Source organism: Planococcus sp. ANT_H30, from assembly GCF_008369335.1.
GTDB lineage: Bacteria > Bacillota > Bacilli > Bacillales_A > Planococcaceae > Planococcus > Planococcus kocurii.
This window is the reverse complement of sequence record NZ_VOBJ01000008.1, coordinates 56,823-82,759: the sequence shown is the minus strand read 5'-3', so window position 1 is coordinate 82,759 and position 25,937 is coordinate 56,823. Positions and strand designations below refer to the sequence as shown.

Sequence of the window (25,937 nt, the reverse complement as noted above, 5' to 3'; positions counted from 1 at the left end):
CCCTACACCAGGTATCAGACTATATCGGTATTCTGATATACACTTAACGAAGGAGGTTTTGACATGGATCTTATCATTCGGGATGTTGATCCCCACGCGGTCAAAAAGATTGATGAATGGGCCAAGAAAAAGAATGTATCCCGTCAAGTTTACCTAAAAGAATTTATTGAAAAGGCAACGATGTTGGAAATGATTTCGAATGCGGACGACAGTTTCGAGAAGCAGCTTCAAGTCAATACGCTGTTCATGGAGAAGACGGCAGACAGTCTTGATCAGTTGGTCGGTGTTCTTCGGGAGTTGATGGCCGATGACGAGTAAACCGGCTGTTGTCATCAAGTCGAAATTTATTGCCGGCAGCGATGGAGGAACGTCGTTTAACGATTACTTGAATTACATGGACCGGGCAGAAACGCACGACAAAGTAAATGCTTTTGAAAAATATCAGGACTACATGAGCAACGAAGAGAAGTCGACCGGGCTCTTCACGTTAAGCAAGGACAGCCTTAACGATAAAGACAAGGAATACTTCAAGGAAGAATTTAAAACGGCGCAGGAGAGCGGCAGCATCTTGTGGCAGGACGTCATCTCTTTTGATAACGACTGGCTGAAAGAAAGCGGCGTGCTGGAAGGCAAGAACATCGATAACAAACAAATCCAAGACGCAACCCGCTCCGCTGTCCAAGACATGTTGAAGAAGGAAGGCATGATCGATTCGGCCATCTGGACAGGCGCCATCCATTACAACACGGATAACATTCATGTCCATGTCGCCATCGTGCAGACGAAGAATCTTAAAGAGCGGGGCAAACGAAAACAAGCTTCCATTGATTCGATGAAATCAAAAGTGGCCAACAAGATAACCGACCGCTCCAAGCACAACGAAAAGCTCAATGAATTTATCCGAGAGCGGGTCATCACTTCCAAGCGCAACGACCCGCTTACAAGCTTAAAGAACCAAGTCATGAACCGCGAGTTGCTCCGGCAGTTTAAGAAGATCCATAAGCAGCTGCCGGATGACAAACGGATGTGGCGCTATAACATGAACGCCATTCAAGAAGTCCGTCCGGAGATAGACAAGCTCACTACTCTATACATCGAAAAGAATTTCAAAGAAGAATTCAAAGACTTCCAGAAGCAGCTGGACAAAGAAGTGGACGTTCATAAACGGATGTATGGCAACTCGGTCAATTCAGAGCGGTACCGCGAAACAAAGATGACGGATTTGTATACACGCATGGGCAACGCCATCCTCAAAGAAGTAAGCGAATACGATTGGAAACAAAAAGAGTTTTCTAGAAAAAACGGCAAAAAGCCGAGCAGGTTTATTGTTCAGCGCGATCTCAACAAGGCCGTCTATTTGGCCAATTGTTTTGCCAAAGATGATTTGGAAACAAGCAAAAACCAAAAGGCTTACGAAGAATTGCAGCAGGAGAAGGAATACGAAAGGTGATTTTCAGTTGGGACCAATTTGGTCGGTACTTTCAGTGCTAACCAACTTGGTTAGTGCTCCCAGCTGTCGTCAAGTTGCGGACAACTCGAAGTTGATACCAATTTGGTACTAACTGAAAAAAGAAAGAAGGCGACGTCATGGATGAACAATATGAGCACTCGAAAAGGCAACATCGTTACCGCATTGATGAAGATGTACATGAGTACTTAAAGGATTACGCCATTAAAAACGAGCTGCCGCGAGAGAGCAGTTCCCGGGCTTTAGAATTGGTTATCCGAGAGCACAAGCAGCTGACCTCTGAAAAGGTCAATACGAATATGCTGGCACAAATCGTTTCGCAAAACGTGACGGATTCTGTCAGTGAATTGATTGAGGCGGGTGTTGCAAAAGAAGTAAATAAGATTCGTTTAGGCACCAACAACACAGATCGCAACACGCAGAAACTCATTGAATTGGTCCAAGGACTTCTGCAGCTCCAGAACATCGATCACATCATGACGACGGATATGAACGCCCCTCCGTTCTTGAAACAGGTGGATGAGTTGATTGAGTCGCGGATCACTGAACAGAAGCAGCGGAAAGACAATCAATAGAAAAGGGAGCGGATGACAATGGCCGTATTCAGCCACAATTACACACTGGGTTTGATCAAGGAAGTCGGAGAAGAGGATGTATTGGTTTCGGTGAATGGAGAAGACATTGAAATTGAATTGAAGGAATCGGATCGTGAAGTGCTGCTCAATATGGTGACAGAGAACGTCTTCTTAGTTCCAGTAGATTCGGACACAAACGAACTCATTTTAAACATCGAAGAGTCAGTCATACAGGAAGAGTTTCCGGAAATGGATTTAACAGAATTGATTGGAGCGGCTGAAGAATTCGATGAAGAATAAATCCTGAAGAAAATCTTTTTTCTAGTAATCAAAAGGAGTGATTGGGGTGGGTGATCGCGTGGACAGAGAAGAAGTTCGAAAAGCCAATGAAGTTCATGTACTGGATTATTTGCACGCAAAAGGCGAGAGCTTGGAGCGGCAGGGACATTATTACCGGCATCCGGAACACGATTCACTGGTAATTAAAGACAGCGGGCATTGGTACTGGAACAGTCGAAGCAAGGGCGGCTATGGTGCCATCAGCTTTGCCCGTGAGTATAACGACATGACATTCCAGGATGCAGTTCGGGATGTGAATGCGCAAGATTCTTCCAAGACTTTTTCTAGGGAATCGGAGCGGCGCGCGTCAAAAGAATTCGAATACCCGAACCATCAAGAAGTTCCGAAACAGGAAAACATATCGAAGTATTTAATTGATGAGCGGAAGCTGGATCCAAAAATTGTTGCCGCTCTAGTTCGTAATGATTTGCTGGCTGAAGATAAATTAAAGAACGGTATTTTTAAATGGAAAGATTCTGCCGGCAAGATTGTCGGCGGTGATCGGCAAGGCACTGTGAAGATGGATAACAAGCGCGGTTCCTTTAAACAGATCTTGGCGAATAGTAAAGAAGATGGTGGATTTAGGCTGGATATAGGTACGCCAAACAAGATTGCGTTATTCGAAAGCCCGATTGATGCGCTCAGTTATTTTGAATTGAAACGGCCCGAAAACATCCGTCTGCTGTCCATGTCCGGCCTTAAAGACCAATCCGCTACTGCTGGTATTCGGGACTTGATCAAGGACTGCAAGGAGCGAGGAGCGGTTGTGGAACAGGTCATCTTTGCCGTCGACAATGATGCAGCCGGTGAACAGTTTGTAGATCGCTGGTCTAATTATCTAACTAATTTTGAAGTTGACAAGCCGAAGAATAAAGACTGGAACATTGATTTAGTTGAAACGAAAACATTCACAAAAGAGAAAGTAGTTGAAATAGAAAGGTGATGGTCTGAATGGCGTTCAAAGGCAAAAAGAAAACCCCGGAAGAGAAGATGAAGGAAATCGAAGAATTGACTGCTGGCATGGATCAGCAGATTGAATCATATTTCGTTTCTGAAAAAGCGATGAGGGAGCACCTGGCCTTCATGGCCAACTTCCACAACTACTCGCAGCGCAATATGGTATTAATCGATAAGCAATTCATGGGAGCCCAAGCTGTGGGCTCCTTTAATTTTTGGAAGAGCAAAGGGGCAGCTGTGCAAAAAGGGGAGAAGGGTATCAAGATCCTCGTCCCCACGCCGGTCCAGTTTTTCAAGAAGAACGGAATTGATGTGCCAGTCTCTTCTGCCAGCAAGCAAGAACGTGATTTGATCGATAAGAAGCAGCTGGAGACATCCAAAAAAACGTTCTTTAAAATTGGCCATGTCTTCGAATACACGCAGACCAATGCCCGGGAATTGAATCTGTCGGTCTCAGAGATATTCGGAAAATACCACCGGGACGGAAGCCTTGAAAGCAGCAAAGAAATGATGGTTGCACTGGATAAAGTTGCTACAAAATTAGATTTTACTATTGTTGACGAGGCACCATTCGAACTCGGGACAGCCAAAGGAGCAGCCGCTCCGAACGAAAAGATTATTGCTTTGAATCCGCGCAATACGGAATTCGAGAATGTTTCGGTGTTAATCCACGAACTGGCACACGCGAAAATGCACACGCCGGAGAGAGCCAAAGAGTTATCGACGAACGAAAAGGAATTCCAGGCCGAAATGGTTTCGTATGTGGTAGCCAATCGCTACGGCATCGATACAGAAGACTTCACGCTTTCCTACCTGGCCAACTGGACGAAGGGTAGCGAATTGAAGGACAAGGAGCGGCTGCTGAAGGAAGTCCAAAGCACAGCCAGCGAGTTTATCGACGAAATCGACTCGCATTTTGAGCAAGTAAAAGAGAAGGAGCTACTACAAAGCAAGGCGGATGATATCGCCTACAATCTCACGGACCAAGCACTGAAGGTCCACGCGTCTCATTCTGGACAGGAATTGAATCATAAAGATCCCGCTATGTTTATCCATGGCATCAGCAGTGAGTTTCAGCCTTTTGGGGAAGTGAATAACTTAGACTTCGATCAATACAGGCAAGAGCGAACAGCCTATACCGTGGCCATTCCACAAGACACCGGCCTTACGCTCGTCATCAGTTCTCAATATGAAAAGGGGGAATACATTCACCCGCTCCACCAATTGGATAAGGAGCAGCTGGTGGACAAGCAGACGTACACCACATTAGAAAACGGGTATCATGATGTCCTGCTGAAACAAGACGAGGGCTACATCCAATCGTTCGCCGCTCGGTTAAGGACGGAAATCTATCAAGAAAAGGGTCCTGCAGCCGATAAGAAAAAACAGAATCCCAAAACAAACACAGTCGAAATCGAAAGGTGAGATCAATCACACAAGAAAGCAGTTGTCGGATCCACCAGTAGGATAAGTGATCAATCAAACTGAAATATAAAAACTTAACGAGAAGAAACTTTTTTGAACCCATACAGAAAAACACCTCCAGTTTGTCGTTAGTAACTACATACGACGTTGGGGGTGTTTTTCCTTGTCTCATTTTATTGGGTTACTCTAGTTTCCGGTGGTGGCCTTTTGAAATTATTATTAAAAGCTTCTGAAGCTGTGGAATTTAGGTCCCCAGTACGAATTGTTCAAGCTGACAACTTCAGCTTTCGATCCGCCAGAGTGAACGAACTGGTTGTTGCCGATGTAAATTCCGGCATGCGAAATTCCTGGACGGTACGTGTTCGCAAAGAAGACCAAGTCTCCCGGCTGTGGAGATGATACTTGTTTTGTTTCTGAGAATATAGAAAGGGTTGTGCGTGAAATTGATTGGCCAGCTTTATTGTATACGTATTGGAGAAAACCACTGCAGTCGAATCCAGCTGGTGTTGTACCGCCCCACTTGTATGGTGTTCCTTGAAGGGATAATCCAATAGAAACGACTTTAGAGTCGATTGATGAAGAACTAGAAACTGTTTTAACTGATGAATACTTAGAAACTAAAGAACTCAGTACCCATCCGGTATTTGTGCTGGTTTTAATTTTAAACCAAGTTTTGCCGTTTACTGTTTTCTTGTGAGTAGCAGTAGTAATAGCGCCTTTTTTAGCGACGGTGACAACTTTATATTGGGTACCCGCATCTTGGCGGACATTAGTAGCATAGTTGAATTTGTATGTTCCAGACATTGCAACTGCTTTGCTTGTTGAAACTTGCTCGACGTTTTGACTGTTTGTAGTTTCATATGCAACCGCTGTATTAGCCTTTGATGTAGAGTTAATCATCGCTTCGGCATCCATAGCTGAGTTAGATAAGATTAATGAACCTGCAGTTAAAATTGAAAAGACTAGTTTTTTCATTGTTTTCCCCTAACGTTTTTTATTATCCAAAGATAAGGATTCAATGTTTCTTACTCTGTAACTTACTATAGGGGGAGAAAGTAAGGAATACAACGTTAGTTAGATTGCAGTAATATTACAATTGTATTACAATAGTATTTTTTTGCTAAAAAAGCTGATGTGCCAACGTTTCTAATTAATTAAAAATAACAAAAAAATGTTTAGAATCAAATAAAAGAGAAATTTCAACTTAAAACGTAAATTTTTTTTTACAAATTTATAAAATTAATTACAATATTTTCTTTTATTAAATTTAATTATATCAATTATTTGATTTAATATAGGAGAAATAGTCTTGTTTTTTTCTTATGAATTATTCAACTACCGCAAAAAACTTAATTATATTTTATTTCCTTTTGTAGAAAAATTTTAAATAAGACTTTATGTATCAAGCTGATTTGGAAAACTCTAAAAAATCTAATTAAAGTTTGTTATAGATTAAATAATTAATAGAACGAAAGTTTGTTCAAACTATAATATTTCTATGACATTTTTTTTTGAAAAAACTACAATTAATAAATATTGAAAGAAAAAAATTATTTTGATATTTTAAAAAACAAAATATATTTTGTATAGCAAATTTTTAATGATGCATCTCCTTTTTTCATAATGTTTAACTATAAAGAAGTTAATATAGAAAAAGAGCTACGGCAGTATGGTACTGACCTATTAATTTGAAATAAAAACAACTTTTATTGAAAAATAGGTATGGAAAATTCGAAGAAAACTGTATTTACCTAAATATTAATAGGAGTTAGAAGAAAAATGCTCCTCATGAAAAAACTTCTTTCAGTCCCGGTCATAGCAAACCGATTCTTCCTGGAAGTAGAATGGACCGAATACTTAAAAGCACTGATATAACTCATTCCTCACAAGCATTTCGGGATGCCTGGCAGCATTCAAAAGCATACGTTAGTCTACACGATTGTATTGGCTATGATTCTCACTATCTTTTTTGACCTGAGCCGAATCGCCTCGGTGGGCGCAATTCTATACCTGTTTATGGACATGATTATCCATTGGGGTGTATTCAAGCATTCGCGAGGGAAAGTAGGGGCGAACCCTTTCGTCGTCTTGACCGCCTTCACCTTAGATGGCATTGTACTCGCGGCCTTTGTTTGGGTAAAGGTGAACTCTGACTTGTTCGTTGTCGCCGTATCGGTTGTGTTTATCATTGCAATTTTTGCGGTGGAACGTTTCTTTATAAAACGTGCAGCCTAAAGTTTTTGCGAAAGATATGTGAAGATCAGTTATGGCATCGCCATTTAACTTCCGCTCTCATCTGCTAAAATAGAATTGACTTCAAGCAAAAGATTTATTCTTTATAAACCACAAAAGACCTTTTATCAGATATATAACTGACAAAAGGTCTTTTGTATTGATTTTTTACCTTTTTTAAAATATTTTCCATACATTCCTTAGGTTCAATGGGTAGCCTATATCAGAAACTCGTCTGAAGTTAGAAGTAAGGTTTTAACTTCATACTTTCTACAAACTTTTCCCTTAATATGAAGAAGTCAAAAATGCGATTAAGTTGGTGAGTTCTGTTGTATGAATTTATTAGTCAGATGAGCAATACCATGATGCAGCCTTTTATCACTCTTTCAAATAGTTTTATGAGTACCCCTCTTCTCTTTGCTTTTTTGCTCGGGATCGTAGGAGCCATGGCTCCTTGTCAGTTCACGGGAAATATTGGTGCCATTACCCTGTATGGGAATAAGTCGCTTCAAAAAGAAACAGCCTGGGCTGAAGTTATCTTTTTTGCACTAGGAAAGATCACTGTGTTTACCGGGCTGGGACTGCTGGTATGGATGTTAGGGAATGAATTTGAGTCCCGGCTCACACTGTACTTCCCCTGGTTCAGAAAAGTAGTGGGGCCATTATTTATCGTTGTTGGTATTTTTATGCTGGGAATTTTTAAGCTGAAAGGGACTTTAACATTCCTGGAAGTGCCAAAGAAGTTTTTTAAAAAGGGGAAAATGGGATCCTTTTTCCTCGGTGTCAGCTTTTCGTTTGGGTTTTGTCCGACGATGTTTGTCCTATTCTTTGTGACATTAATGCCTGTTGTTCTTTCCACTTCCTACGGGGTGGTGTTGCCTAGCTTGTTCGCCATCGGAACTTCCGTGCCGTTGTTCATTGCCATTTTTCTGATTTGGTATTTCGGAGCTGGTGGAGCTGTGATGAAAAAGGGTAGAAAACTCGGATGGTATATGCAAAAAGGGTCCGGAGTAATTTTAATTATGTTAGGTGTACTGGACACCATTACTTACTGGAGTATCTGAGTCTTATAGAATTTTGTTAAATCTAAAGAAAAAAGTAAGTAGGATGATTTAACGGATTAGAAAGGGGTAGCATATGCATCAGATTTTAGCGACAATAGACCCCATTGCGTTTTCACTGGGACCAATCGATGTTCGCTGGTACGGCGTCATTATCGCCACAGGAATTATCATTGCTTTTTTGGTCGGGCAGCGAGAGATGGTCAAAAGAGGGCTCCATCCTGATTTTTTGACAGACCTGCTGATTTGGGCAGTGCCATTGGCAATCATTGGAGCGCGTATTTATTACGTGGCGTTTGAGTGGGAGCAGTACAAAGACAATCCGGCAGACATTATAGCTATTTGGAATGGCGGAATCGCCATTCATGGAGCATTGATCGCTTCTGTCATCGTCGCTTATGTCTTTACCAAAAAGCGCAATACGTCATTTCTCAAAGTGGCGGATATTTTGGCCCCGAGCATTTTAATCGGCCAGGCAATTGGACGCTGGGGTAATTTCATTAATCAGGAGGCGCATGGCGGAGAAGTGTCCCATGCGTTTCTGGAAAGCTTGTTCCTTCCCGATTGGATCGTTAACCAGATGTACATAGACGGCGCTTATTATCATCCGACGTTTTTGTATGAATCACTGTGGAGCTTGGCGGGCATTGTTATTTTGTTGCTGCTTCGAAAAGTCAATTTAGTTCGCGGGGAGCTGTTCTTTTTCTATATTATTTGGTATTCCTTTGGTCGATTTTTCATTGAAGCCATGCGGACAGACAGCCTGTATGTAATCGGCGAACTCCGGGCAGCGCAGCTGGTTTCCGTGATGGCGATTATACTAGCGTTCGGATTACTTATTTATAGACGTGTCGTACTTAAAAAACCAGCACATTATGAGGACAAGTAGAAAGAAGTGAGAAAGACAGTGAAAGTAATTGGGATATTGTTTAGCGTTCTACTAGTGTTGTTTTTGAATCCGGCAGAAAGCGGCTTGGCGCATAATGGCGTTGATGAAGCAACCGAAGCAGCTAATTTGTTTTCACACTGGAACCTTTGGATGGCGGTGGTTTTGGTCATCATCTTAGGGGTCTATGTTTATCAATTCAAAACGGAAGAAGATTTTTTCAAGAATTTCGGTTTTTTCTTTTCGGCTTTAGTGGTGCTGTATGTAACACTAGGAAGCCCGTTGCATGTACTTGGTGATCATTATTTATTCAGCGCTCATATGCTGGAGCAATCGTTAATATACACCCTTTTGCCGCCCTTATTGTTGCTGGGTCTTCCGAAACGATTTGTTGAACCTATAATCCGAATCGGTTTGCGGACTAAAATATTAAGTTTCTTGAAACGTCCGCTGTTTCCATTGCTTTTGTTTAATGTATTGTTTTCATTTTATCATCTTCCCCTCATATTTAACTTAGTTGTAGGAAATAGTATGCTGCATAATTTAATGCATTTTATTCTAACGGTGACAGCTTTCTTTATGTGGATTCCGCTTATCCCTATGGTAAAAGAATTGGATAAGTTGTCCGAAATCCATAAAATCGGATACATTTTTGCGGCAGGAATGCTGCTGACACCGGCCTGCGCCCTTATCATTTTTTCAGACCAATCGTTTTATACGGTATACTCAGATGCTCCACAGCTGTTTGCTTCTCTTCCGCCGCTGGAAGATCAGAGAACCGGTGGTATTGTCATGAAAGTTGTCCAGGAGATTGTATACAGTACAGTGATCGGTTATATTTTCTTTAAATGGGCACGGAAAGAAAAAGTGGATGAAATTGATGCATTGCCGAGTAAATTTACTGTTGGGGAGTGAATCAATGAGAAAAATTAAAGAAGCATTAGCGAAAGAAGGAGTCAACGATCATCTGAGAGAACCTATTCAGATTAAGCGTGCTGGGGCAGAGAAGGTTCGCGTATTTCAGCGTTTGGATGAAGAACTATGAAAGGGAACAGCATTGTAGTTAAATTAGGTTCCAGCATATTGCTGCTCGTGTTGGTAATTTTATTGCCGCTTGGTTTTGTAGTGAACCAAATTTTCTCCGGCTTTTATTTTAGCAAGGTACAAGAAGAAGTAGAAGAAGCATCGGACCGCTATGCAAATTCAATCGACTCACTTGATGAACAGCAGCTGGAATTGTTCGAGTTGCTTGCCTCAGTAACAGAACAAGAAATTATTATTGTTGATGAACAAGGAATAGTCGTTGCGAATTCAGGTATTCCAAGTTTGCCGGTAGGAGAAGGTATCCGTTCTGAAGACCTTGCTGTGATGGCAAATAATGCTGATATTCGAAGTGAATATTATGATGATATTAACAATAGACGTTATCTTCAAGTTGGAAAGCCTATTTACTCGGACGATGAGCAGCTAATCGGTGGAATTTTTGTTTTGTCTTCTGTCGAAGACTTGTATCAGTCGCTGGAGTTAGTTAAAAGAGCAATAATCCTAGCGGGAATAGGGGCAGTTTTCTTGGCGGTCGGTTTTACCTTCATTTTATCGCGTAAATTATCCAGTCCTCTTCTAGAAATGGAGCAAGCAACTCGGAAAATAGCTGCAGGCGATTTGAATACAAGAGTTTCGCGCAGTTCAATGGATGAAATTGGTACGCTGGCCGCAGCTATAAATGATCTGGCGATCGAACTTCATCGATATCGTTCCAATCGACGGGAATTTTTAGCCAATATATCGCATGAGTTGCAAACGCCAATTACGTATTTGGAAGGTTATACAAGCGCATTAAGGAATCACCTTTATGAAACAGAAGAAGAAAAAGAACAGTATCTGCAGATCATCCAACTGGAAGCTGTAAGGATGTCGAATCTGGTCTCAGATTTATTTGAGCTATCAAAAATGGAAGATGGAAAGATAGCGTTGGTCTTCGAAGAAGTGGATTTGGTGGAAGTGATAGAAAATGCGCTTCTCAAGACGAAAATGAACGCACAAGCGAAAGGGCTTCAATTGGAGTTTAACCAACCATATGACTTCCCGAGTATAAATGCTGATGGATTAAGAATGGAACAAATCATCAGCAATTTACTTGAAAATGCCATCCGCTATACTGAAAGTGGTTTCGTAAAAGTTAAACTTTTCAGTGACATCACTACTGTAAAAGTACTCGTTGAAGACACGGGCATTGGAATTCCACAAGAAGATATCCCGTTTTTGTTTGAACGTTTTTATCGGGTAGAAAAATCAAGGTCGAGGGAGTTCGGAGGAACAGGACTTGGATTGGCGATTGTCAAACAGCTGGTCGAATTGCAGGGAGGAGCCATTACAGTGGAAAGCCAGATTGAAAAGGGCACATGTTTTGAACTTGCTTTCCCAATCATAAGGAGGGAATCTCCATGAGAAGGATTGAGGTTTTTTTAGCCATTTTGTTGGTTGTTATTGGAATACTCTGCTTAACGATGTCTGGAACATTGATGCTGGAAACCGGATTGACGGTTTTCTTAACAACATTTGTCCAAGTATGTTTATGGATGGGCATTCCGCTGATATTGACAGGAGTAATTTATTGGCAGTATACAAAAAAGAGGAGGTAACAAAATGAAGAATTTTACATTTGCGCTCCTGATAGCGCTATTGGCGGGTAGTATCGCGGCATGCTCAAGTGAAGAAGAAGCTATGGATAATGCAGCAATTGAAGAAGTGGCTGAAGACCAGTCCGCGAATGAGGAAGCAAACGAAGAAGAAACTGGTGAAGAAGGCGAAGCAGGGACGACAACTGCCGAAGAAAACACACCAGAAGTGAGCGATATTGAAATGATGCACGTACACGGGCTTGGTTTCTCAGGAGACGGAGCCAGATTATATGTCCCTTCCCATGATGGATTGAAAGTGTTCGAAAATGGCGTCTGGAGCGAAGCAGCAGCTGAGCCGCATGATTACATGGGCTTTGTCATGGTTGATGATGGATTTTACAGCAGTGGTCATCCAGGTCCAGGTTCTTCACTGAAAAATCCATTTGGTGTGGTTAAAACAACTGATATGGGGCAAAACTTGGAAATGTTGGATCTGTATCAGGAAGTGGATTTTCATGGAATGGCAGTCGGATATAATTCACATGCCATTTATGTGATCAATCCGCAGACAAATTCAAGAATGGATGACATTGGTTTATATTATTCCACAGACGAAACAGAGACTTGGACGAAAAGTGAGATGACGGGTTTGCAAGGCCCGATATTTTCAATAGCCGTTCACCCGACAGATGAAGCAACTGTTGCTCTAGGGACAAGCGAAGGAGTCTTTCTGTCAAACGATTTTGGACAGACCTTTGATCCAGTATCAGACTCTCCCACTACAGCAGTCACTTTCTCTCCAGCAGGTAACTTGGTTGCAGGAAGTGTTTCTGGGGAAGTGACTTTAACAATATTCGATAGCGAAACAAATGAGCCGCAACTCATTTCAATCCCTGAATTGAGTGAAGAAAACACAATCGGCTATATCGCGGGCAATCCGCAGGACGAAAACCAAATCACATTTACAACGGTTGAAAAAGATATGTACATGACCAAAGATTTTGGCGGGAACTGGAGCCAGATAGCTGAAAAAGGGACAGGCATTAACTTAGAAGCAGGTACAAAACAGTAATTTTTCTTAGCTACTGTGAAGTAGCAAATTTCAAGGTTGATCAAAATCCGCAGGAAATGGTAACCGCAAACAGGTTACCATTTTTTTCTGGAACTGTTCCAGTGTATTAACTTCAAACTTTAGGAGTGTCAGGATTTGAGTGATAAAAAACGATCCATTATAAAAACAAGTCTCTTAGTCGGGTTTGCCGCCGTTATAATCTACGTGCTTTTCACCAATCTCTCAGACATCAAAAAGAATGGAGAAGCCCTTTCCGTTGGAGATGAAGCTCCTGACTTTCAACTTACTACGCTTGAAGGAGAAACTGTAAAGTTGAGCGATTATAGAGGAAAAGGTGTATTTTTGAATTTTTGGGCCACTTATTGTCCCCCCTGTAAAAAGGAAATGCCATTCATGCAAAATCAGTATGAACTGTTTAAAGAAAAAGGGGTTACAATTTTAGCGATAGATGTGGCAGAGCCACAACCAGTAGTCGAAAAGTTTGCGGTGAAATACGGATTGACTTTTCCTATCTTGCTTGATCTGAACCAAGAAACGATGAATTTGTATGATGTAGCGGCAATTCCCGTCAGCTTTCTGATAGACGAAAACGGAAAAGTGGTAGACCGAATCACTGCCGGTTTAACGGAATCCCAAATAGCTGACTATATGAAACAGATAATGCCGGAATCTGAAATTGATAAAACGTCTATTACGCACTAATTTCAAAGCTGTAAGGAGGTGATTATTATGAAGTTTGTCCATAAATTTTTTGCTTTATTCGTCACTTTGCTTTTGATGCACGCTGTTTTTCCGGAAATCCATGGTCTTGCTCATTCTACTTTGGAAGAAACCAATCCATCAGAAGGAGAAAGGCTAACTGAAAGTCCTTCAATGCTCGAATTTTGGTTTCAGGACCCTGTTGTTCTGCACGCTGAATCTATTCAGTTAAAGAGTCAATCTGGAACTAGAATTGAATTAGAGGATACACGAGTTGATCCTGACGATAAGACGCATATTATCAGTAACTTGAATGATGAATTACCGCCCGGCAGTTACGTGGCCATGATAAGTGTCATCGCTTTGGATGGCGACATAATGGAAGAGAATCTGAATTTCCAAGTAGTTAAAAAAGAAAAAACACAGCAACAGACGGATTTTGAAATTATTCAAAATTATCCCGAAGATGGAGAAATTACAGATGGTTCTCCCCGAAAAATGAATCTTTGGTTCAATCAGCCTGCTGACATAACCGCTATTGGGGTTTTTGATGACAGGCAACAATCGATCAGTATCAAGGAACCTGTTATGAATCCTGATGATCCAAATCATGTAATTATTGAGTTCAATGAAGAACTGCCGAAAGGATCCTACCAAGTTACCTGGTACGCCCGGCCCGCGGCCTCAGAAGATATTAGCCTACCAGATACCATAGGCGTGTTTTATTTTGCTGTCGATGAATTTACTGCGATTCAACAGCCAAGTGAAGGAGAGCCAGTCGGATCTGCCTGGTTTGCCAGTATAGGATTAAAACAAACGGGATACTGGTTGTTTTTCATCGGCATGATGGCTTTATTTGGCTTAGCGTTTTTTCATACGGTCATACATAAAGAAGCCGCTTCGCTGAAACGGAATCCACTTTCTTTTTTCCTGCTGTTTTTTGTATTCACTGGCGTGGTTCTCGTTCTTGTGGCTCAAAAAAGCGAACTTGAAAGCCTGTCATTCATTCAGTTTCTTTCGCTGAAATTTGTTTGGATTCCGTTGTTGCAGATTGGTTTATTGCTGCTTGGCGTCTTCTTAACAAAAGTGAGACTGCTGTTTTTTGCAGCTGCGCTGTTGCTGATTCCCTTTATAACCGGGCATGCGGCATATCCTCGATATGGCGGCTACTTTTCAATGTTTATGAATGCGCTGCATCTAATGGCGTCTTCCATTTGGATTGGCGGTTTACTGGGATTACTGACGTTTCCCAAGAAAGAGGAGATGAAAAAAATTTTACGAAGCACGCTGCCGGCTTTTTCGAATTGGGCATTCGTCAGTTTATCGGTCATTATTGTAACCGGGTTATATATGACAATGAAATATGTCCCTTCTTATACAATTGAGAGCTTTTGGAAAAGTGAATGGGGGAAAACAATTGTTTTAAAAATGGCGTTAACCCTCGCTGTTTTGGTGATTGGATTTTTCCAAAGAAGATTAATCAAAAAATTGACTGAGAAGGCTGTGTCTAAAGTGGCAAAACGGGTGCGGGTCGAGATAATTTATGCGGCTTTGTTTTTACTGTTTGCATCTGTTTTGGTTGTTTCAACACCCGGTTCAGCTGAACAAGGCGTTTACCCTGCCATCATAGAAAAAGAGGACGTTGAATTGGATGTCCGTTTCTCTCCTTTGAAGTTGGGGTTAAACGTTTTAACCATGGATTTCGAAGGTGAACCGATTGAGGAAGTGGAAGTAACGTTATCCATGCCGCCGAATTACCAGGTGAACTATAAAGCATTCCAAGTTGAAGAAGGTGTGTTTAAACTTACGGGAAACCTTCTTCATGCTGCTGGCACAATGAATATGACGGTGACGGCGGAAAAATCGAACGGAGAAGAAGTGGAATTTGCTTTTCGAGTCGTTATACCGGGGGAAATGCGGTTTAATGAGTAGCGGTTCTAAATGTGCATAAAAAAATCCAAAAAACTAATTTAGAAAGGGCGGGATGGGAATGGAAGATGTAAATTTATTATTAGCTTTCGCTGCTGGGGTGTTATCTTTTGTATCCCCCTGCTGCCTGCCGCTATATCCAGCATTTTTGTCGTATATAACCGGAATGTCTGTGGATGAATTACAGAATGGCAAAGGGATACTGAGAAAACGGGCATTGCTGCATACCACGTTCTTTCTGCTTGGATTTTCCCTCATTTTTATTGCTCTTGGATTCTCCACCTCCTTGTTCGGCAACTTATTCAGCTATTATGGAGATCTGATCCGGCAGATCGGGGCAATCTTAATCGTCTTGCTGGGTCTGGTCATACTGGGAGTGTTTAAACCCCAATTCCTGATGCAGGAAAAAAGAATGACGTTTAAAGACCGGCCAAGCGGCTATCTGGGTTCAAGTGTCATTGGCATTGCCTTCGCCGCCGGATGGACACCATGTACCGGCCCTATTTTAGCAGGTGTTATTGCGCTGGGAGTTTCAAATCCGAACCAGGCGTTGGTTTATATGATTGCCTATATCCTCGGTTTCTCAATTCCTTTTTTCTTTATGTCATTTTTTATCGGAAGGATGAAGTGGGTAAAGACATATAGCGGACTTATTATGAAGGTAGGCGGAGTTACTATGATCATCATGGGGGTATTCCTCTATTTTGATTGGATGACTAAGATAATTTCATTTTTGTCTAACAATTTCTTTAACGGTTTTACGGGATTATGAGCAACTGAGTCACAGAATTTTCGGCTGCCTTCAGTGAAATGAAAAGAACGGAAATCGGAAAACTTCACAGTAACTACAAACTTGAAGGCTATAGTTAGGTTAAGCAATCAAAAAGTGAGGGCTTAAAATGAAAAACAAAATTTTAGTGGTCGATGATGAATGGAATATGAGAAACCTTGTGAAAATTTATTTATCAAAAGAGCACTATCAGGTAGACGAAGCCCGAGGGGGGCATGAAGCCATACAGATGGCCAGGCAAAACTCTTACGATTTACTGGTATTGGATATCATGTTGCCGGATATTGATGGATGGGAAGTTTGCTCTGCCATACGTCAGACTACACAAGTGCCGATTCTAATGCTGACCGCTCGAAATGACGTTCAGGACCGCGTTCGGGGCTTAAATATTGGAGCTGATGATTATCTGGTTAAACCATTTGCCCCCGAAGAATTGGTGGCCCGTGTCAATGCGCTACTTCGCCGGGAAAAGGTTAAAAAAGAGGGGGCTCAAGGCGTTTTGGTAACTTTTGAAGATTTGCTTATCGATAGTGAAAGCAGAGAAGTAAAGGTGAAGAGCGTTTCCGTCGAGTTGACGCCGAAAGAGTTCGACATTCTTTATATGGCCGCAAGCCAGCCCAAAAGAGTTTTCACCCGGGACATTTTATTGGATACCATTTGGGAGCCGGAAGACTTTCGCGACTTGCGAACGATTGATACCCATGTAAAAAACGTACGGGAAAAGCTTCGGAAAGCCGGATTATCTTACAACCCCATCAAAACAGTGTGGGGTGTCGGATATAAATTTAATACGCAGGATTGAACTGAGTGGAATTTTTGAAAACAAGTTGATTGAGAATATATTCCATGATAATTGGAGGTTATAAAAATGATGTCGATGATGGGTGGAGGCATGATTCTGACTATGATTTTTTGGGTTATTGCAGTGGGTTTAATTATCTATGGAATCGTATTATTTACTATGAAACTGGCTACAAAGAAAGGAGATTCTGAAGAAGTTGAAAATCGGGAAGATTCTTCAATGGAAATCCTCCGGGAAAGATTTGCGCGCGGAGAAATAGATGAACAAGATTTTGAAGAAAGAAAAGCGTTTTTACAAAATAAACAATAAGACTTTCGCATCTTCACAAATTCAACAAACTTAGTGTCTATACTTTAATTGTACAGTCATAAAAGAAGGAGAGGAAGAAATGCAAATGAAAAAAACGCCTTTTATCTTGTCGTTTGCTTTGTCGACCCTGCTAGTAGTAGGAACAACCGCATTTGCCAGTGGATCAGATAGCGGTAGCGCTGGTAAAATGATGAATGCTAATGAAAACGGAATGACGAACATGATGGAGAATGGCAATATGTCGAATATGATGAATGCAATGAATTCGCCTAAAGGACAGGAAATGATGGATACCTGTGCAAGTTTTATGGGAGCCGCTGGTGATGCAAAAGAAGCTGAATAATATCACTCTCGAATAAGGTCTCTAGATGAGACCTTATTTTATTCTTTAAAAAATTAAGGAGCTAAGATAAGATGGCCACGAAAAAGAAGAACCGACTATTGATGAGGACAACCATTTTGCTGGTCATGATGGGGGCTGTTGCGTTTACCATCTACAATGGTGTAACGAAGGAAAAAAGTGAATTGCTGCAGGTCGGAGATACGGCACCTGATTTTGCGCTGACTGACTTGAACGGGGAACGGCATCAGCTGTCTGATTACAAGGGGCAAGGGGTGTTCGTAAACTTTTGGGGGACCTGGTGCAAACCGTGCGAGAAAGAGTTTCCACTGATGGAAAAGCAATATCAAGTATATAAGGACCAAGGTGTACAGATACTGGCTGTTAATATTGCCCAGTCGGATTATGAAGTGGAACAATATGCTGAACGGAAAAGTTTAACTTTCCCGATTGTCATCGACAAAAGCAAAAGTGTTATGGAAGCTTACACCATTCGACCACTGCCGACGACCATCCTGGTAAATCCGGATGGAGAAATCGAGAAAATCATTACAGGTGAAATGTCCGAGGAGGACATTCGAAGTTACATGGAACTGATTAAGCCGGCATAGTTTAAAAAGATAGTCTGATACCGATGGGCGGTCTATCATTATACGGCGTCTAAGAGATAAACTCGTTTGACGCTTATTTTGTTTGAAAACGTCTTATTGTTAAACTTAGAGTCTCGTATTTAAAGTTAACATATGACCGATTATTGGAAGTAAAAGAACACATCATCAAAGTTCTTCTCTTTTAATAAAAAGTTTATCAAAGTATAATTCAACTTATCTATTAATATCCTTCAGAATAATAATTACTCTTTTTGATAAATTGTGATACTTCATTGCTTCTAAGTATGTAAGACTATCGTTCGAAAGATGGCCGTGCGCAGCCTTATTACGTAAATCTCTCAATTCATTTAAGGAATTAAGAGTATCAAGATCAATCTTTCCGTTATCTTTAAGAAGTTGAATATTTTTTAGTGGCGATTTATAGGCTGGGTAGTCTGGAGATATTGCAATTCTTTTTATAGTATTCATTATCTCTTTTTCAACCATTGACCAAGACATAGTAATTGAAGCAGCAGGAGAGATTTGAGCGATTGTCATTATTTCTTTGTCTTTATTATTGAGCTGGCTATTATTTTCTGGCAATTGTGTGTCTTCTAATGATGTTTCAATTTCTTCTAATTTATTGGTGAAATCCATTTCCAGGTTGTTGTAAGTGAGTCTATTTAAGTTGGAAAGAATTTTAATCAACGGTTTTTTTAAAAAATGAATTACAACAATAAGAGCAATAGGCCAAGCAATAGAGTTGATAATTGATGAAATAAACTCAAGTTTGTTCAATTTATGTTCTCCTTTAAATTCGAATTAAAACATCTCTTTCAAGAATAAATTTTGTGCTTTTTCACTAATTTCACTTTAAAGTTTTTCACTTGATTTCAATTCAAAATTATTCTTACTTTTTCTAATAATAATTATACTTATCCAAATCTAACCGCTTTAATCGATTTTCTCCCATGCGTGTCAATACCTGTTCATTATCCTTGTTGGAAAGATTCGTATAAAGGGATGTGGTTTCAATATTGCTGTGGCCCAACTGATCCCGCAGGAGAACAATGTTTCCCCCATTGCGAATAAAGTCTGCCGCAAAACTATGCCGGAGCTTATGCGGGCTCATACCTTCTCCCTGTGCGAAGGCAGCGGTGTATTTGGTCACCAGATTCTCGATGGCACGACGGGAGAGAGGACGGACAGTCCCTCCGTAAAGCGTGACAAACAGAAAAGGCACTTCTTTCGATCCGGTATACCGAGCTTCCCGAATCTCTATGTAATCTTTTAAGTGTTGAATCGCTTGGTCCATCACCCGGACGGTATCTTCTTTCGCGCCTTTCCGCTTGATATCAATCAATTGCTTCTTGATGTTCACTTTCTTGACGAGAATGCGGGCCATTTCCCCAAGACGGATGCCGCTTCCAAGGAATAGGGAGAGAATCGCCAAATCCCGCTCTTTGTCTCGGTTAAACCGCTGACGTGCTAGTCCACTCGTCAACGTAGTTTCATAATTTAGGTCAATGAACTGGAGGAAATCATGGATTTCATGTTCATTCAGGATGACCGAGCTGATCTTTTGCGCGCGGCGACTGGCCGTCTCTTTTTTCGTGTGCAGCACAATCTTGCTCATGACATTCCGGTAGAAATACGATTCCCCGGCCTCGTTTTCCGTCTCTTTAGTCAGGTAGTTGAAGAGCGATTTTAACGCATTGACGGAGAGCGTGACGACGGCGTTGCCGCGCTTTTTCACAGTGTTGTTCTCATGGGTGAGGGATTCTTCCTTCAGGAATTCAATGTAGTGCTCCACGTCCTGCTTCTTCAGTTCCGCCAATACGGAATAGGGAATAGAAGCGGTATCCGCAGCTTCTGCCAGGCTTTCTCGAAGCAACCATTGGAAAAAGTGCTGATAGCGGTAGAGATACTGCAGCAACGTATCCGCTGAAAGTCCGGCACGTTTTTTGGAACGGACATACTCGACGACATAGAACGGCATGTCTTTCAGCTGTTTTTCAATCCGTTGAAGGACTTGCAGTTCTTCGGGTGTCAGTGCCATAATCAGCTACTCCTTTCTTATTTCTATTTATATGTTCGCAAAATGTAATTTAAGCGAACATATAGGGGTAGTAAGTACTTTTTCTAGAAAATCGCTAAGTGAATGAACTAATTGCTATAGAATCGCTTTTAAATAAGTAGTTAAACTTTCTTCCACACATTGCGCAATCAACTCGACGAAAGGCTGCGTATTACCTTGTACGCTCGCTGTTTCCAGCACTTTGTAATAGGTTAAGCGCTGTGCGTCTTCCGCTTTAACGATAGCAGGAGGGAAGCCATGCCCCATCAGAATCAAGTTCATCAGTAGCCTCGCGGTCCGGCCATTGCCATCTGCGAATGGATGAATATAAACGAATTTAAAATGAAACAATGCGGCCAGCTCCACCGGATGCAGCCGATCTTTTTCATGCTCGTACCAGGCGAAAAGCTCGTGCATTTCATTCGCCACCTGCAGAAAATGCGGTGGTTCGTGCTGGCTACCGGAGATTCGCACGTTGATGGAACGATATCTACCTGCATTTTCATCGTCGATATTCTTTAAGATCAAGTGATGAATCGTTTTTAGCGTGCGCTCATCCAACGGTTCGGTTTGAGTGACCTGCTCCTCAATAAAGCTAATGGCCTCGGCGTGGTTGATGACTTCAAAATGTTCCTGCAGCCGTTTACCACCAATCGTTAAGCCATCTTCCATGACTACTTTCGTTTCAATCAGCGATAAAGTATTGCCTTCGATGGCATTCGAATTGTACGTCCATTCCACACGATACACGTCGCGGAGGTTCTTCACAGCCGCAGCCGGAAGTGGTCTGTATTGATCTAATTGCTTTTTTAATTCGTCGACGCGAGTAAATGAGCTCATTTCGGAACACCTGCTTTTCAGAAGATTAAAGGAAAAATTGCTTGATTTAAGTAGATTTGATGCTAAATGCCTTGATACTCTTCATTTTATCATATGCCTTTTCTATTTGTTCGTTAAATTAGTATTTTGCGAACATATAAAATGGAAGAAAGGAAGATAACCCATGCTGATGAGTTATCTCCTTCTTAGGTATGCTTCAATCTAAATTTACTTTATCTCAACCAAATTCAAGCAGTTGTAATTGCATTTACCGCTAAAATGGCATCTGCAATTTGTTCCGGTGTAAGTTCCGGGTTCATGTTATGCGATGTTTCTCCTGCCACGGTAGCCAGTTCGCCAATTTTAAGTAAGTCTTCGTATGACGCATTTTCTAAATGAAGGTCTTTCAGAGTTGTCGGCAACTCAATTTCTTTAAAGAAGTCGGCATAACGCAGAATGTCAGATTCTGCGTAACCTTCCAATACTAACTGAGTCAAGACACCGTAGGCTACCTTTTGGCCATGAGTCAACTTGTGAATTTCTCCTTCAAGTGCAGTAAAGCCATTGTGGATAGCGTGCGCTGAAGCCAATCCGCCATTTTCGAATCCTAATCCTGATAATAAGGTGTTTGCTTCGATAATCGCTTCAACTTGCGGAGTGACCAGCCCTTGTTTTGCAGCTTTGTATGCAGCAATACCTTGATCGAAAAGTACTTCTTCAGCTTTTTCAGCAATTGCCTGTCCAGCAAGAGTAGCCTTTCCACCCGCCATGGTATTTGAATTTCGTTTCAATGAAGCTCGGGTTTCAACAAATGTGGCCATAGCATCTCCCATGCCCGAAGCCAAGAGAAACACTGGTGCATTGACGATCACTTTTGAATCGACCAAAACTAAATCCGGATTTTTGGTATAGAACTTATAGCCCTCAAATACCCCATCGTCGGAATAAATCACGGAAAGTGCGCTTGTCGGAGCATCTGTAGATGCAGTTGTAGGAGCAACCACGACAGCAATTCCCAGGGCATCCCCAACGGCTTTCGCGGTGTCTATAGTTTTTCCTCCGCCTAACCCGATCACAACGTCAGCTTTTTTATCTTTCCCTACTTTAGAAAGACGATCAATTTCCGTATTAGAAGCTTCTCCCGTAAACTCTTCATAAATATATGAAGTATTCGAAGCTTTGAAACTTTCCTCAACTGTGTTTCCTGTGATTCCCCAAACCGTGCTGTCGGATAAAATAAACGGCGTTTCCCCGATTTTAGCAACTTCTTCGCCAAGCTGACTTAGAACACCAGCACCTTGAATATATTTTTTGGGGGAAATAAAAATTTTCTTTTGCATTATGAATTGCTCCCTTCTCATGAAAAAATCGTTTTTACTTTGAATAGTGATGTATTGGATTCTTTTCCTGCAATGTTTAAATTCCAAGTATCTTCCAGCTAAACTTAACGCTTTCCACGACTGGTTGTCAACGAAGCCGGCTTTTGCTATTTTAATAGATGCTTTTATAAGATATAGAATCGTTATGCCATTTTTACATTTTGACTCACAAAATCTATCGAAAAGAATTCTCTTGTTTACCAAAATTTAAAAAGGTAATTTAAAATAGAATAGCACTGTAGCAGTCTTTTTAGAACTTGTGAAAATATCTTTCGGTTCTAGTTAATTCCCGGCTTGTGTATATAAACAACTTGCCATACTCTGATTAATAACCATAAAAAATGATACTTTATCAAGCAAAAGAAAAGAAAAAGGAGGGTATAATCCTGTCCTTCTTCCGATAATTCCTCATATGTTAACTCAAGATCCGATTTACTTTTTTTCATGCCAATAATAATCGCTTAACACTGCGGCCAATGCTTCTACTGTACGGTGAAGTTCTTCTACCGTATTATCGACTCCCCCAATTTCAACAATGACTGAGTTGGGAGACAGATTCTGATTGTAGACGCCGTTCCCTTGACTGCTGTCTTTTTCAAGTATTCCTTTGGACAATCCCGGATATTCAATTTCAAGCTGTTGATGTAAATCTTCCGTGAATGTCAGATTCTTTTCGAATTCCTTGTGACCTGTTCCGACTACGAATAACAGCTTTGCATAATCCTCTTCATTCAGTTCGATAGTGGTAGAATCTTTACGCAATGAATCCCGATGGATATCTAGAAAGATTTCCAAGTCACTGTTTTCTTTTTGAGCAGACCTCACATGTTCTCCCGAAACAGCGTAAGAACTGCCATAATCTAATTCTCTTGAATCCAATTCTTGAACGATATCAGTAGAATTGACTGTTGTCCCTAAACCCCTTCGTTCCAAGGCTTTTCCCAACATCTCACCAACCAACGTAATGTTGGCTTTTGAATGATAGGCTTCTTCTGGTTGATCTGTCTTTTTTAAATAAGGTAAAAAAGCTTCTCTGCTGTGGGAGTGATAAATGTAAATGACCTCTCTACCGAAAGTCGAGTGCCCTGTGTTTAGTTTATCTGAGGAACTTATATTTCCAAATATATCTTCGACATTCTCTGGAGAAAGATCCCTGTCTTTAAACAGATCTTTCATGGCAGGTTGAAATTCATCTCTTGTTAATTGCTCCGCATGTAATGTGGTACCCTCTTCCGAATTGAGAATGCCGTTTGAAGAACCAGTGGTTCCATCTGGCGGCTTAAGGAGTTGAAAGTGAAAACTTGATGAAGTCGAATCGGATGTTCCTTGAGATTTTAGATCATTCGACTCAAAATTTTCACGGTCATTTCCTTCTATATTGAAGTAGATATACGCCAAAGCAACGACCAGTAGAGAAGTAGAGAGAAAAAGTGCCAAATAGTATAAACCAGTTAATGCCGACATTTTCTTCTTACCTTTTTTAATAGTTTTTTGAGTTCTTGGCAATATGATTTGACCTCGCTTCCATTAAGATTGTATAGAAGAAAAAACAATCGGCATAGTAGAAAATGCCGATTGTTTACAGGATCACCTAATATACTGGGCTGGATTTACAGCATTCGAACGTGCACCGTTCCAAGGCCCTACGTGAACTTCAAAGTGCAGATGGGTTCCTGTAGAACGTCCCGTATTCCCCATGCCTCCGACTTGTTGCCCTTGTGAAACAGACTGACCGACCGAGACGTTGATGGAATTCATATGTGCGTATACTGTCGCGTGAGTCTGTCCATTAATTGAATGAGTAACAATCACGACATTTCCATATCCCCCCATTACACCCGCATAGGATACAATACCTTCTGCAGCTGCCACGATAGGTGTGTCCGTTACATTAGCAATATCGTAGCCTAAATGCGTTTCAGCCCCATCCCCGATATCCCGGCCGCCAAATCCGGATGTATGCCGGCCTGCTGCCGGTCTGATAAACGGAGAGCTTGTTGAAGCAGCAGGTGCGGTATAACTGGATGCCGGCTTTTCTGCCGGTCTTGATGTACTTGAAGCACTCGTATTGTCAGTCTTTTTTGAGGCAATTGTCGCTTTGCGGTCTGTCGCCGCACGTTCTGCCTCCGCTTCCTTTTTAGCGGTTGCTTGGCGCTGTTTTTCGGCTTCAGCCGCTGCTTGACGCTGACGTTCTTCTTCGGCGGCTAATTTCCGTTGGCGTTCTTCTTCCGCTTTCCTTGCCAATTCAGCGAGACGCGTTTGCTCAGCCACGATTTGTTGTTCCAAATCAACACTGATTTCTATTTCTTCTTCAAACCGATCTTCCAGTTCGGATTTTGCACTGGCTAATCGGTTCTGTTCCGCTGTCAGCTCTTTCACTAGCCCATTTTGCTCGCTTTTTTGAGAGGCAAGTGAATTTTGAAGCTCTTGAAGCTCTGTTTGGCGTTCTCTTTGTGCTGTGAGCTTCGTTTCCACTTCGGCTTTCTGTTCAGCTAACAGCTCTTTGTCTTGCGCTTGTTGCAGCATAATTTCTCGATCTGCTTCAATTAATGTATTCACGGCAGAGAACCGGTCGATAAAATCAATAAAGCTATTAGCACCAAGCAAGACATCTATGTAATCCACCGATCCACCACTCATTTGAATGGCACGGGCACGCTCCTTAAGCAACTCTGTTCGCTCGTTAATTTTCTCTTCGAGTTCTTCAATTGATTTTTTCAACTCATCAATTTCACTTTTCGTTTGATCGATTTCTTCTTGAACTGCAGTAATTTTGAATTCAGTTTCTTTGATTTTATTATCCAGTTCCGTGATTTTCGTCATGATTCCGGTTAACTTCGTTTGATTTTCGCTGATGGCATTTGATTTTTCGTTGATTCTAGCATCTAACTCACCTTTTTTTTGTTCTGTTTCCTGCTGCTTTTTTTCAAGTTCGCTTAACGTATTTGCATTTGTTGTTGGCAAGTACATGGTGAGGGCTAATACAGTTGAAACACCCGTCACCATCCATTTTGATTTCACATTCACTTTCATATTCCCCTTCCGTATGTCCATTCTTTAGTTGCTACCCATTAAAAATCAGGATTTTTCTGACCGTCAAGAATCACTACTCTATATTTGGTAACTCATCATTTTTTCTTCAAGGTTCTCGTTGCTATTTATTAATACACACCAGCTTAAAAGTAGCTTCAATTTTTCACCTGGTTAACTTACCTTCCTAAAAAAGTGCAATCTAACATGCAAGAAATAATAGCATCTCAAAACTCTTCTTATAATAAGCGAAACTTATGGAGAAACTATCGAGACTGAGTTAAATAGGTAAATGTACGTACTTTGTGTTGGTTAAGAATAGCTGCCTCCACTATGACTGTTTCTTAAAAGAACCTTCCACCTGTCCTGATAATTGCCATAACCACATATTATAATCTTCTTTTATTTGCTTTAACACAGCTATCTGTACGTTGTCAGAAGTGGTGCTTGCGAGCATCATCCATGCTTCCACTTATGAAAAAGAGCATCTTCAGCTATGTATTAGCTGAAGATGCTCTTTAATGTCGAACTCTGAAA

28 protein-coding genes are annotated in these 25,937 nt (G+C 41.2%); 21 read left to right on the top strand and 7 right to left on the bottom strand.

The window, feature by feature from the left end; genetic code table 11:
• Window positions 1-63: 63 nt before the first annotated feature.
• From FQ085_RS14775 to FQ085_RS14750, 6 genes are all read left to right on the top strand, one after another.
• Window positions 64-318, top strand: a complete 255-nt coding sequence (locus FQ085_RS14775; protein ID WP_149456976.1) for a hypothetical protein — start codon at window positions 64-66, stop codon at window positions 316-318.
• Window positions 308-1,450, top strand: coding sequence for a MobP2 family relaxase (mobP2, locus tag FQ085_RS14770; RefSeq protein ID WP_149456975.1), 1,143 nt, complete (start codon window positions 308-310; stop codon window positions 1,448-1,450). The genes FQ085_RS14775 and mobP2 overlap by 11 nt, the downstream gene beginning before the upstream one ends.
• Window positions 1,451-1,587: 137 nt before the next feature.
• Entirely contained in the window at window positions 1,588-2,043 is a 456-nt protein-coding gene (locus FQ085_RS14765; protein ID WP_149456974.1) for a hypothetical protein, read from the top strand.
• 18 nt (window positions 2,044-2,061) lie between these two features.
• Window positions 2,062-2,343 carry a hypothetical protein gene (locus FQ085_RS14760; protein WP_149456973.1) on the top strand — a complete coding sequence of 94 codons (282 nt, stop codon included), beginning with the start codon at window positions 2,062-2,064 and terminating at the stop codon, window positions 2,341-2,343.
• Between the two features lie 46 nt (window positions 2,344-2,389).
• A complete protein-coding gene (locus FQ085_RS14755) occupies window positions 2,390-3,325 on the top strand; it encodes a DUF3991 and TOPRIM domain-containing protein (RefSeq protein WP_149456972.1) in 936 nt (311 codons plus the stop codon).
• A gap of 8 nt (window positions 3,326-3,333) precedes the next feature.
• The gene (locus FQ085_RS14750; protein WP_149456971.1) at window positions 3,334-4,764 is read left to right on the top strand and encodes an ArdC-like ssDNA-binding domain-containing protein; all 1,431 of its coding nucleotides are present in this window, start codon (window positions 3,334-3,336) and stop codon (window positions 4,762-4,764) included.
• A 219-nt stretch (window positions 4,765-4,983) separates the two neighbouring features.
• Here FQ085_RS14750 and FQ085_RS14745 read toward each other — a convergent pair whose 3' ends face one another.
• A complete protein-coding gene (locus FQ085_RS14745) occupies window positions 4,984-5,739 on the bottom strand; it encodes a C40 family peptidase (RefSeq protein ID WP_149456970.1) in 756 nt (251 codons plus the stop codon).
• Window positions 5,740-6,756: 1,017 nt separating this feature from the next.
• Between FQ085_RS14745 and FQ085_RS14740 the strand changes: the two genes are divergently transcribed.
• From FQ085_RS14740 to resA (FQ085_RS14675), 15 genes are all read left to right on the top strand, one after another.
• Window positions 6,757-6,999, top strand: a complete 243-nt coding sequence (locus FQ085_RS14740; RefSeq protein WP_262499815.1) for a hypothetical protein — start codon at window positions 6,757-6,759, stop codon at window positions 6,997-6,999.
• A gap of 326 nt (window positions 7,000-7,325) precedes the next feature.
• The gene (locus FQ085_RS14735; protein ID WP_149456969.1) at window positions 7,326-8,060 is read left to right on the top strand and encodes an urease accessory protein UreH domain-containing protein; all 735 of its coding nucleotides are present in this window, start codon (window positions 7,326-7,328) and stop codon (window positions 8,058-8,060) included.
• 73 nt (window positions 8,061-8,133) lie between these two features.
• On the top strand, window positions 8,134-8,946 hold the full coding sequence (lgt, locus tag FQ085_RS14730; protein WP_149456968.1) for a prolipoprotein diacylglyceryl transferase: 813 nt from the start codon (window positions 8,134-8,136) through the stop codon (window positions 8,944-8,946).
• An 18-nt stretch (window positions 8,947-8,964) separates the two neighbouring features.
• On the top strand, window positions 8,965-9,858 hold the full coding sequence (locus tag FQ085_RS14725; RefSeq protein ID WP_149456967.1) for a cytochrome c oxidase assembly protein: 894 nt from the start codon (window positions 8,965-8,967) through the stop codon (window positions 9,856-9,858).
• Window positions 9,859-9,862: 4 nt separating this feature from the next.
• Window positions 9,863-9,988, top strand: a complete 126-nt coding sequence (locus tag FQ085_RS18370) for a hypothetical protein (RefSeq protein WP_262499814.1) — start codon at window positions 9,863-9,865, stop codon at window positions 9,986-9,988.
• Entirely contained in the window at window positions 9,985-11,391 is a 1,407-nt protein-coding gene (locus FQ085_RS14720) for a sensor histidine kinase (protein ID WP_149456966.1), read from the top strand. The genes FQ085_RS18370 and FQ085_RS14720 overlap by 4 nt, the downstream gene beginning before the upstream one ends.
• Window positions 11,388-11,585, top strand: coding sequence for a hypothetical protein (locus FQ085_RS14715; RefSeq protein ID WP_149456965.1), 198 nt, complete (start codon window positions 11,388-11,390; stop codon window positions 11,583-11,585). The genes FQ085_RS14720 and FQ085_RS14715 overlap by 4 nt, the downstream gene beginning before the upstream one ends.
• A 4-nt stretch (window positions 11,586-11,589) precedes the next feature.
• Window positions 11,590-12,636: a F510_1955 family glycosylhydrolase gene (locus FQ085_RS14710; protein WP_149456964.1), complete on the top strand. Its 1,047-nt coding sequence runs from the start codon at window positions 11,590-11,592 to the stop codon at window positions 12,634-12,636.
• A 135-nt stretch (window positions 12,637-12,771) separates the two neighbouring features.
• On the top strand, window positions 12,772-13,338 hold the full coding sequence (resA, locus tag FQ085_RS14705) for a thiol-disulfide oxidoreductase ResA (protein ID WP_149456963.1): 567 nt from the start codon (window positions 12,772-12,774) through the stop codon (window positions 13,336-13,338).
• Between the two features lie 27 nt (window positions 13,339-13,365).
• A complete protein-coding gene (locus tag FQ085_RS14700) occupies window positions 13,366-15,267 on the top strand; it encodes a copper resistance protein CopC (protein ID WP_149456962.1) in 1,902 nt (633 codons plus the stop codon).
• Window positions 15,268-15,325: 58 nt separating this feature from the next.
• Window positions 15,326-16,036, top strand: coding sequence for a cytochrome c biogenesis CcdA family protein (locus tag FQ085_RS14695; RefSeq protein WP_149456961.1), 711 nt, complete (start codon window positions 15,326-15,328; stop codon window positions 16,034-16,036).
• A gap of 127 nt (window positions 16,037-16,163) precedes the next feature.
• On the top strand, window positions 16,164-16,856 hold the full coding sequence (locus FQ085_RS14690) for a response regulator transcription factor (protein WP_149456960.1): 693 nt from the start codon (window positions 16,164-16,166) through the stop codon (window positions 16,854-16,856).
• Between the two features lie 66 nt (window positions 16,857-16,922).
• The gene (locus FQ085_RS14685; RefSeq protein WP_149456959.1) at window positions 16,923-17,165 is read left to right on the top strand and encodes an SHOCT domain-containing protein; all 243 of its coding nucleotides are present in this window, start codon (window positions 16,923-16,925) and stop codon (window positions 17,163-17,165) included.
• A gap of 79 nt (window positions 17,166-17,244) precedes the next feature.
• Complete coding sequence (locus FQ085_RS14680) at window positions 17,245-17,508, top strand: hypothetical protein (RefSeq protein ID WP_149456958.1); 264 nt, start codon at window positions 17,245-17,247, stop codon at window positions 17,506-17,508.
• 71 nt (window positions 17,509-17,579) lie between these two features.
• Window positions 17,580-18,116 (top strand): thiol-disulfide oxidoreductase ResA, encoded by a 537-nt coding sequence (gene resA / locus FQ085_RS14675; RefSeq protein ID WP_149456957.1) that lies wholly within the window; start codon window positions 17,580-17,582, stop codon window positions 18,114-18,116.
• Between the two features lie 213 nt (window positions 18,117-18,329).
• Here the strand turns inward: resA (FQ085_RS14675) and FQ085_RS14670 are convergent, their stop codons facing one another.
• From FQ085_RS14670 to FQ085_RS14645, 6 genes are all read right to left on the bottom strand, one after another.
• A complete protein-coding gene (locus FQ085_RS14670) occupies window positions 18,330-18,893 on the bottom strand; it encodes a DUF4145 domain-containing protein (protein WP_149456956.1) in 564 nt (187 codons plus the stop codon).
• A gap of 121 nt (window positions 18,894-19,014) precedes the next feature.
• Entirely contained in the window at window positions 19,015-20,154 is a 1,140-nt protein-coding gene (gene xerS / locus FQ085_RS14665) for a tyrosine recombinase XerS (RefSeq protein WP_149456955.1), read from the bottom strand.
• Window positions 20,155-20,268: 114 nt separating this feature from the next.
• The gene (locus FQ085_RS14660; RefSeq protein WP_149456954.1) at window positions 20,269-21,012 is read right to left on the bottom strand and encodes a Fic family protein; all 744 of its coding nucleotides are present in this window, start codon (window positions 21,010-21,012) and stop codon (window positions 20,269-20,271) included.
• Window positions 21,013-21,239: 227 nt separating this feature from the next.
• Window positions 21,240-22,331, bottom strand: a complete 1,092-nt coding sequence (locus FQ085_RS14655; RefSeq protein ID WP_149456953.1) for a glycerol dehydrogenase — start codon at window positions 22,329-22,331, stop codon at window positions 21,240-21,242.
• Window positions 22,332-22,802: 471 nt separating this feature from the next.
• Window positions 22,803-23,876, bottom strand: a complete 1,074-nt coding sequence (gene spoIIP, locus FQ085_RS14650) for a stage II sporulation protein P (RefSeq protein ID WP_262499813.1) — start codon at window positions 23,874-23,876, stop codon at window positions 22,803-22,805.
• Window positions 23,877-23,957: 81 nt separating this feature from the next.
• Window positions 23,958-25,397, bottom strand: a complete 1,440-nt coding sequence (locus FQ085_RS14645) for a murein hydrolase activator EnvC family protein (RefSeq protein WP_149456952.1) — start codon at window positions 25,395-25,397, stop codon at window positions 23,958-23,960.
• Window positions 25,398-25,937: the final 540 nt, after the last annotated feature.

What these genes read in the sequence shown, in the direction of transcription:
- FQ085_RS14775 (WP_149456976.1), top strand. Translation starts at nt 64, where the DNA reads ATGGATCTTATCATTCGGGATGTTGATCCCCACGCGGTCAAAAAGATT.
- mobP2 (WP_149456975.1), top strand. Translation starts at nt 308, where the DNA reads ATGACGAGTAAACCGGCTGTTGTCATCAAGTCGAAATTTATTGCCGGC.
- FQ085_RS14765 (WP_149456974.1), top strand. Translation starts at nt 1,588, where the DNA reads ATGGATGAACAATATGAGCACTCGAAAAGGCAACATCGTTACCGCATT.
- FQ085_RS14760 (WP_149456973.1), top strand. Translation starts at nt 2,062, where the DNA reads ATGGCCGTATTCAGCCACAATTACACACTGGGTTTGATCAAGGAAGTC.
- FQ085_RS14750 (WP_149456971.1), top strand. Translation starts at nt 3,334, where the DNA reads ATGGCGTTCAAAGGCAAAAAGAAAACCCCGGAAGAGAAGATGAAGGAA.
- FQ085_RS14745 (WP_149456970.1), bottom strand. Translation starts at nt 5,739, where the DNA reads ATGAAAAAACTAGTCTTTTCAATTTTAACTGCAGGTTCATTAATCTTA.
- lgt (WP_149456968.1), top strand. Translation starts at nt 8,134, where the DNA reads ATGCATCAGATTTTAGCGACAATAGACCCCATTGCGTTTTCACTGGGA.
- FQ085_RS18370 (WP_262499814.1), top strand. Translation starts at nt 9,863, where the DNA reads ATGAGAAAAATTAAAGAAGCATTAGCGAAAGAAGGAGTCAACGATCAT.
- FQ085_RS14720 (WP_149456966.1), top strand. Translation starts at nt 9,985, where the DNA reads ATGAAAGGGAACAGCATTGTAGTTAAATTAGGTTCCAGCATATTGCTG.
- FQ085_RS14715 (WP_149456965.1), top strand. Translation starts at nt 11,388, where the DNA reads ATGAGAAGGATTGAGGTTTTTTTAGCCATTTTGTTGGTTGTTATTGGA.
- FQ085_RS14710 (WP_149456964.1), top strand. Translation starts at nt 11,590, where the DNA reads ATGAAGAATTTTACATTTGCGCTCCTGATAGCGCTATTGGCGGGTAGT.
- FQ085_RS14700 (WP_149456962.1), top strand. Translation starts at nt 13,366, where the DNA reads ATGAAGTTTGTCCATAAATTTTTTGCTTTATTCGTCACTTTGCTTTTG.
- FQ085_RS14695 (WP_149456961.1), top strand. Translation starts at nt 15,326, where the DNA reads ATGGAAGATGTAAATTTATTATTAGCTTTCGCTGCTGGGGTGTTATCT.
- FQ085_RS14690 (WP_149456960.1), top strand. Translation starts at nt 16,164, where the DNA reads ATGAAAAACAAAATTTTAGTGGTCGATGATGAATGGAATATGAGAAAC.
- FQ085_RS14685 (WP_149456959.1), top strand. Translation starts at nt 16,923, where the DNA reads ATGATGTCGATGATGGGTGGAGGCATGATTCTGACTATGATTTTTTGG.
- FQ085_RS14680 (WP_149456958.1), top strand. Translation starts at nt 17,245, where the DNA reads ATGCAAATGAAAAAAACGCCTTTTATCTTGTCGTTTGCTTTGTCGACC.
- resA (WP_149456957.1), top strand. Translation starts at nt 17,580, where the DNA reads ATGGCCACGAAAAAGAAGAACCGACTATTGATGAGGACAACCATTTTG.
- xerS (WP_149456955.1), bottom strand. Translation starts at nt 20,154, where the DNA reads ATGGCACTGACACCCGAAGAACTGCAAGTCCTTCAACGGATTGAAAAA.
- FQ085_RS14660 (WP_149456954.1), bottom strand. Translation starts at nt 21,012, where the DNA reads ATGAGCTCATTTACTCGCGTCGACGAATTAAAAAAGCAATTAGATCAA.
- FQ085_RS14655 (WP_149456953.1), bottom strand. Translation starts at nt 22,331, where the DNA reads ATGCAAAAGAAAATTTTTATTTCCCCCAAAAAATATATTCAAGGTGCT.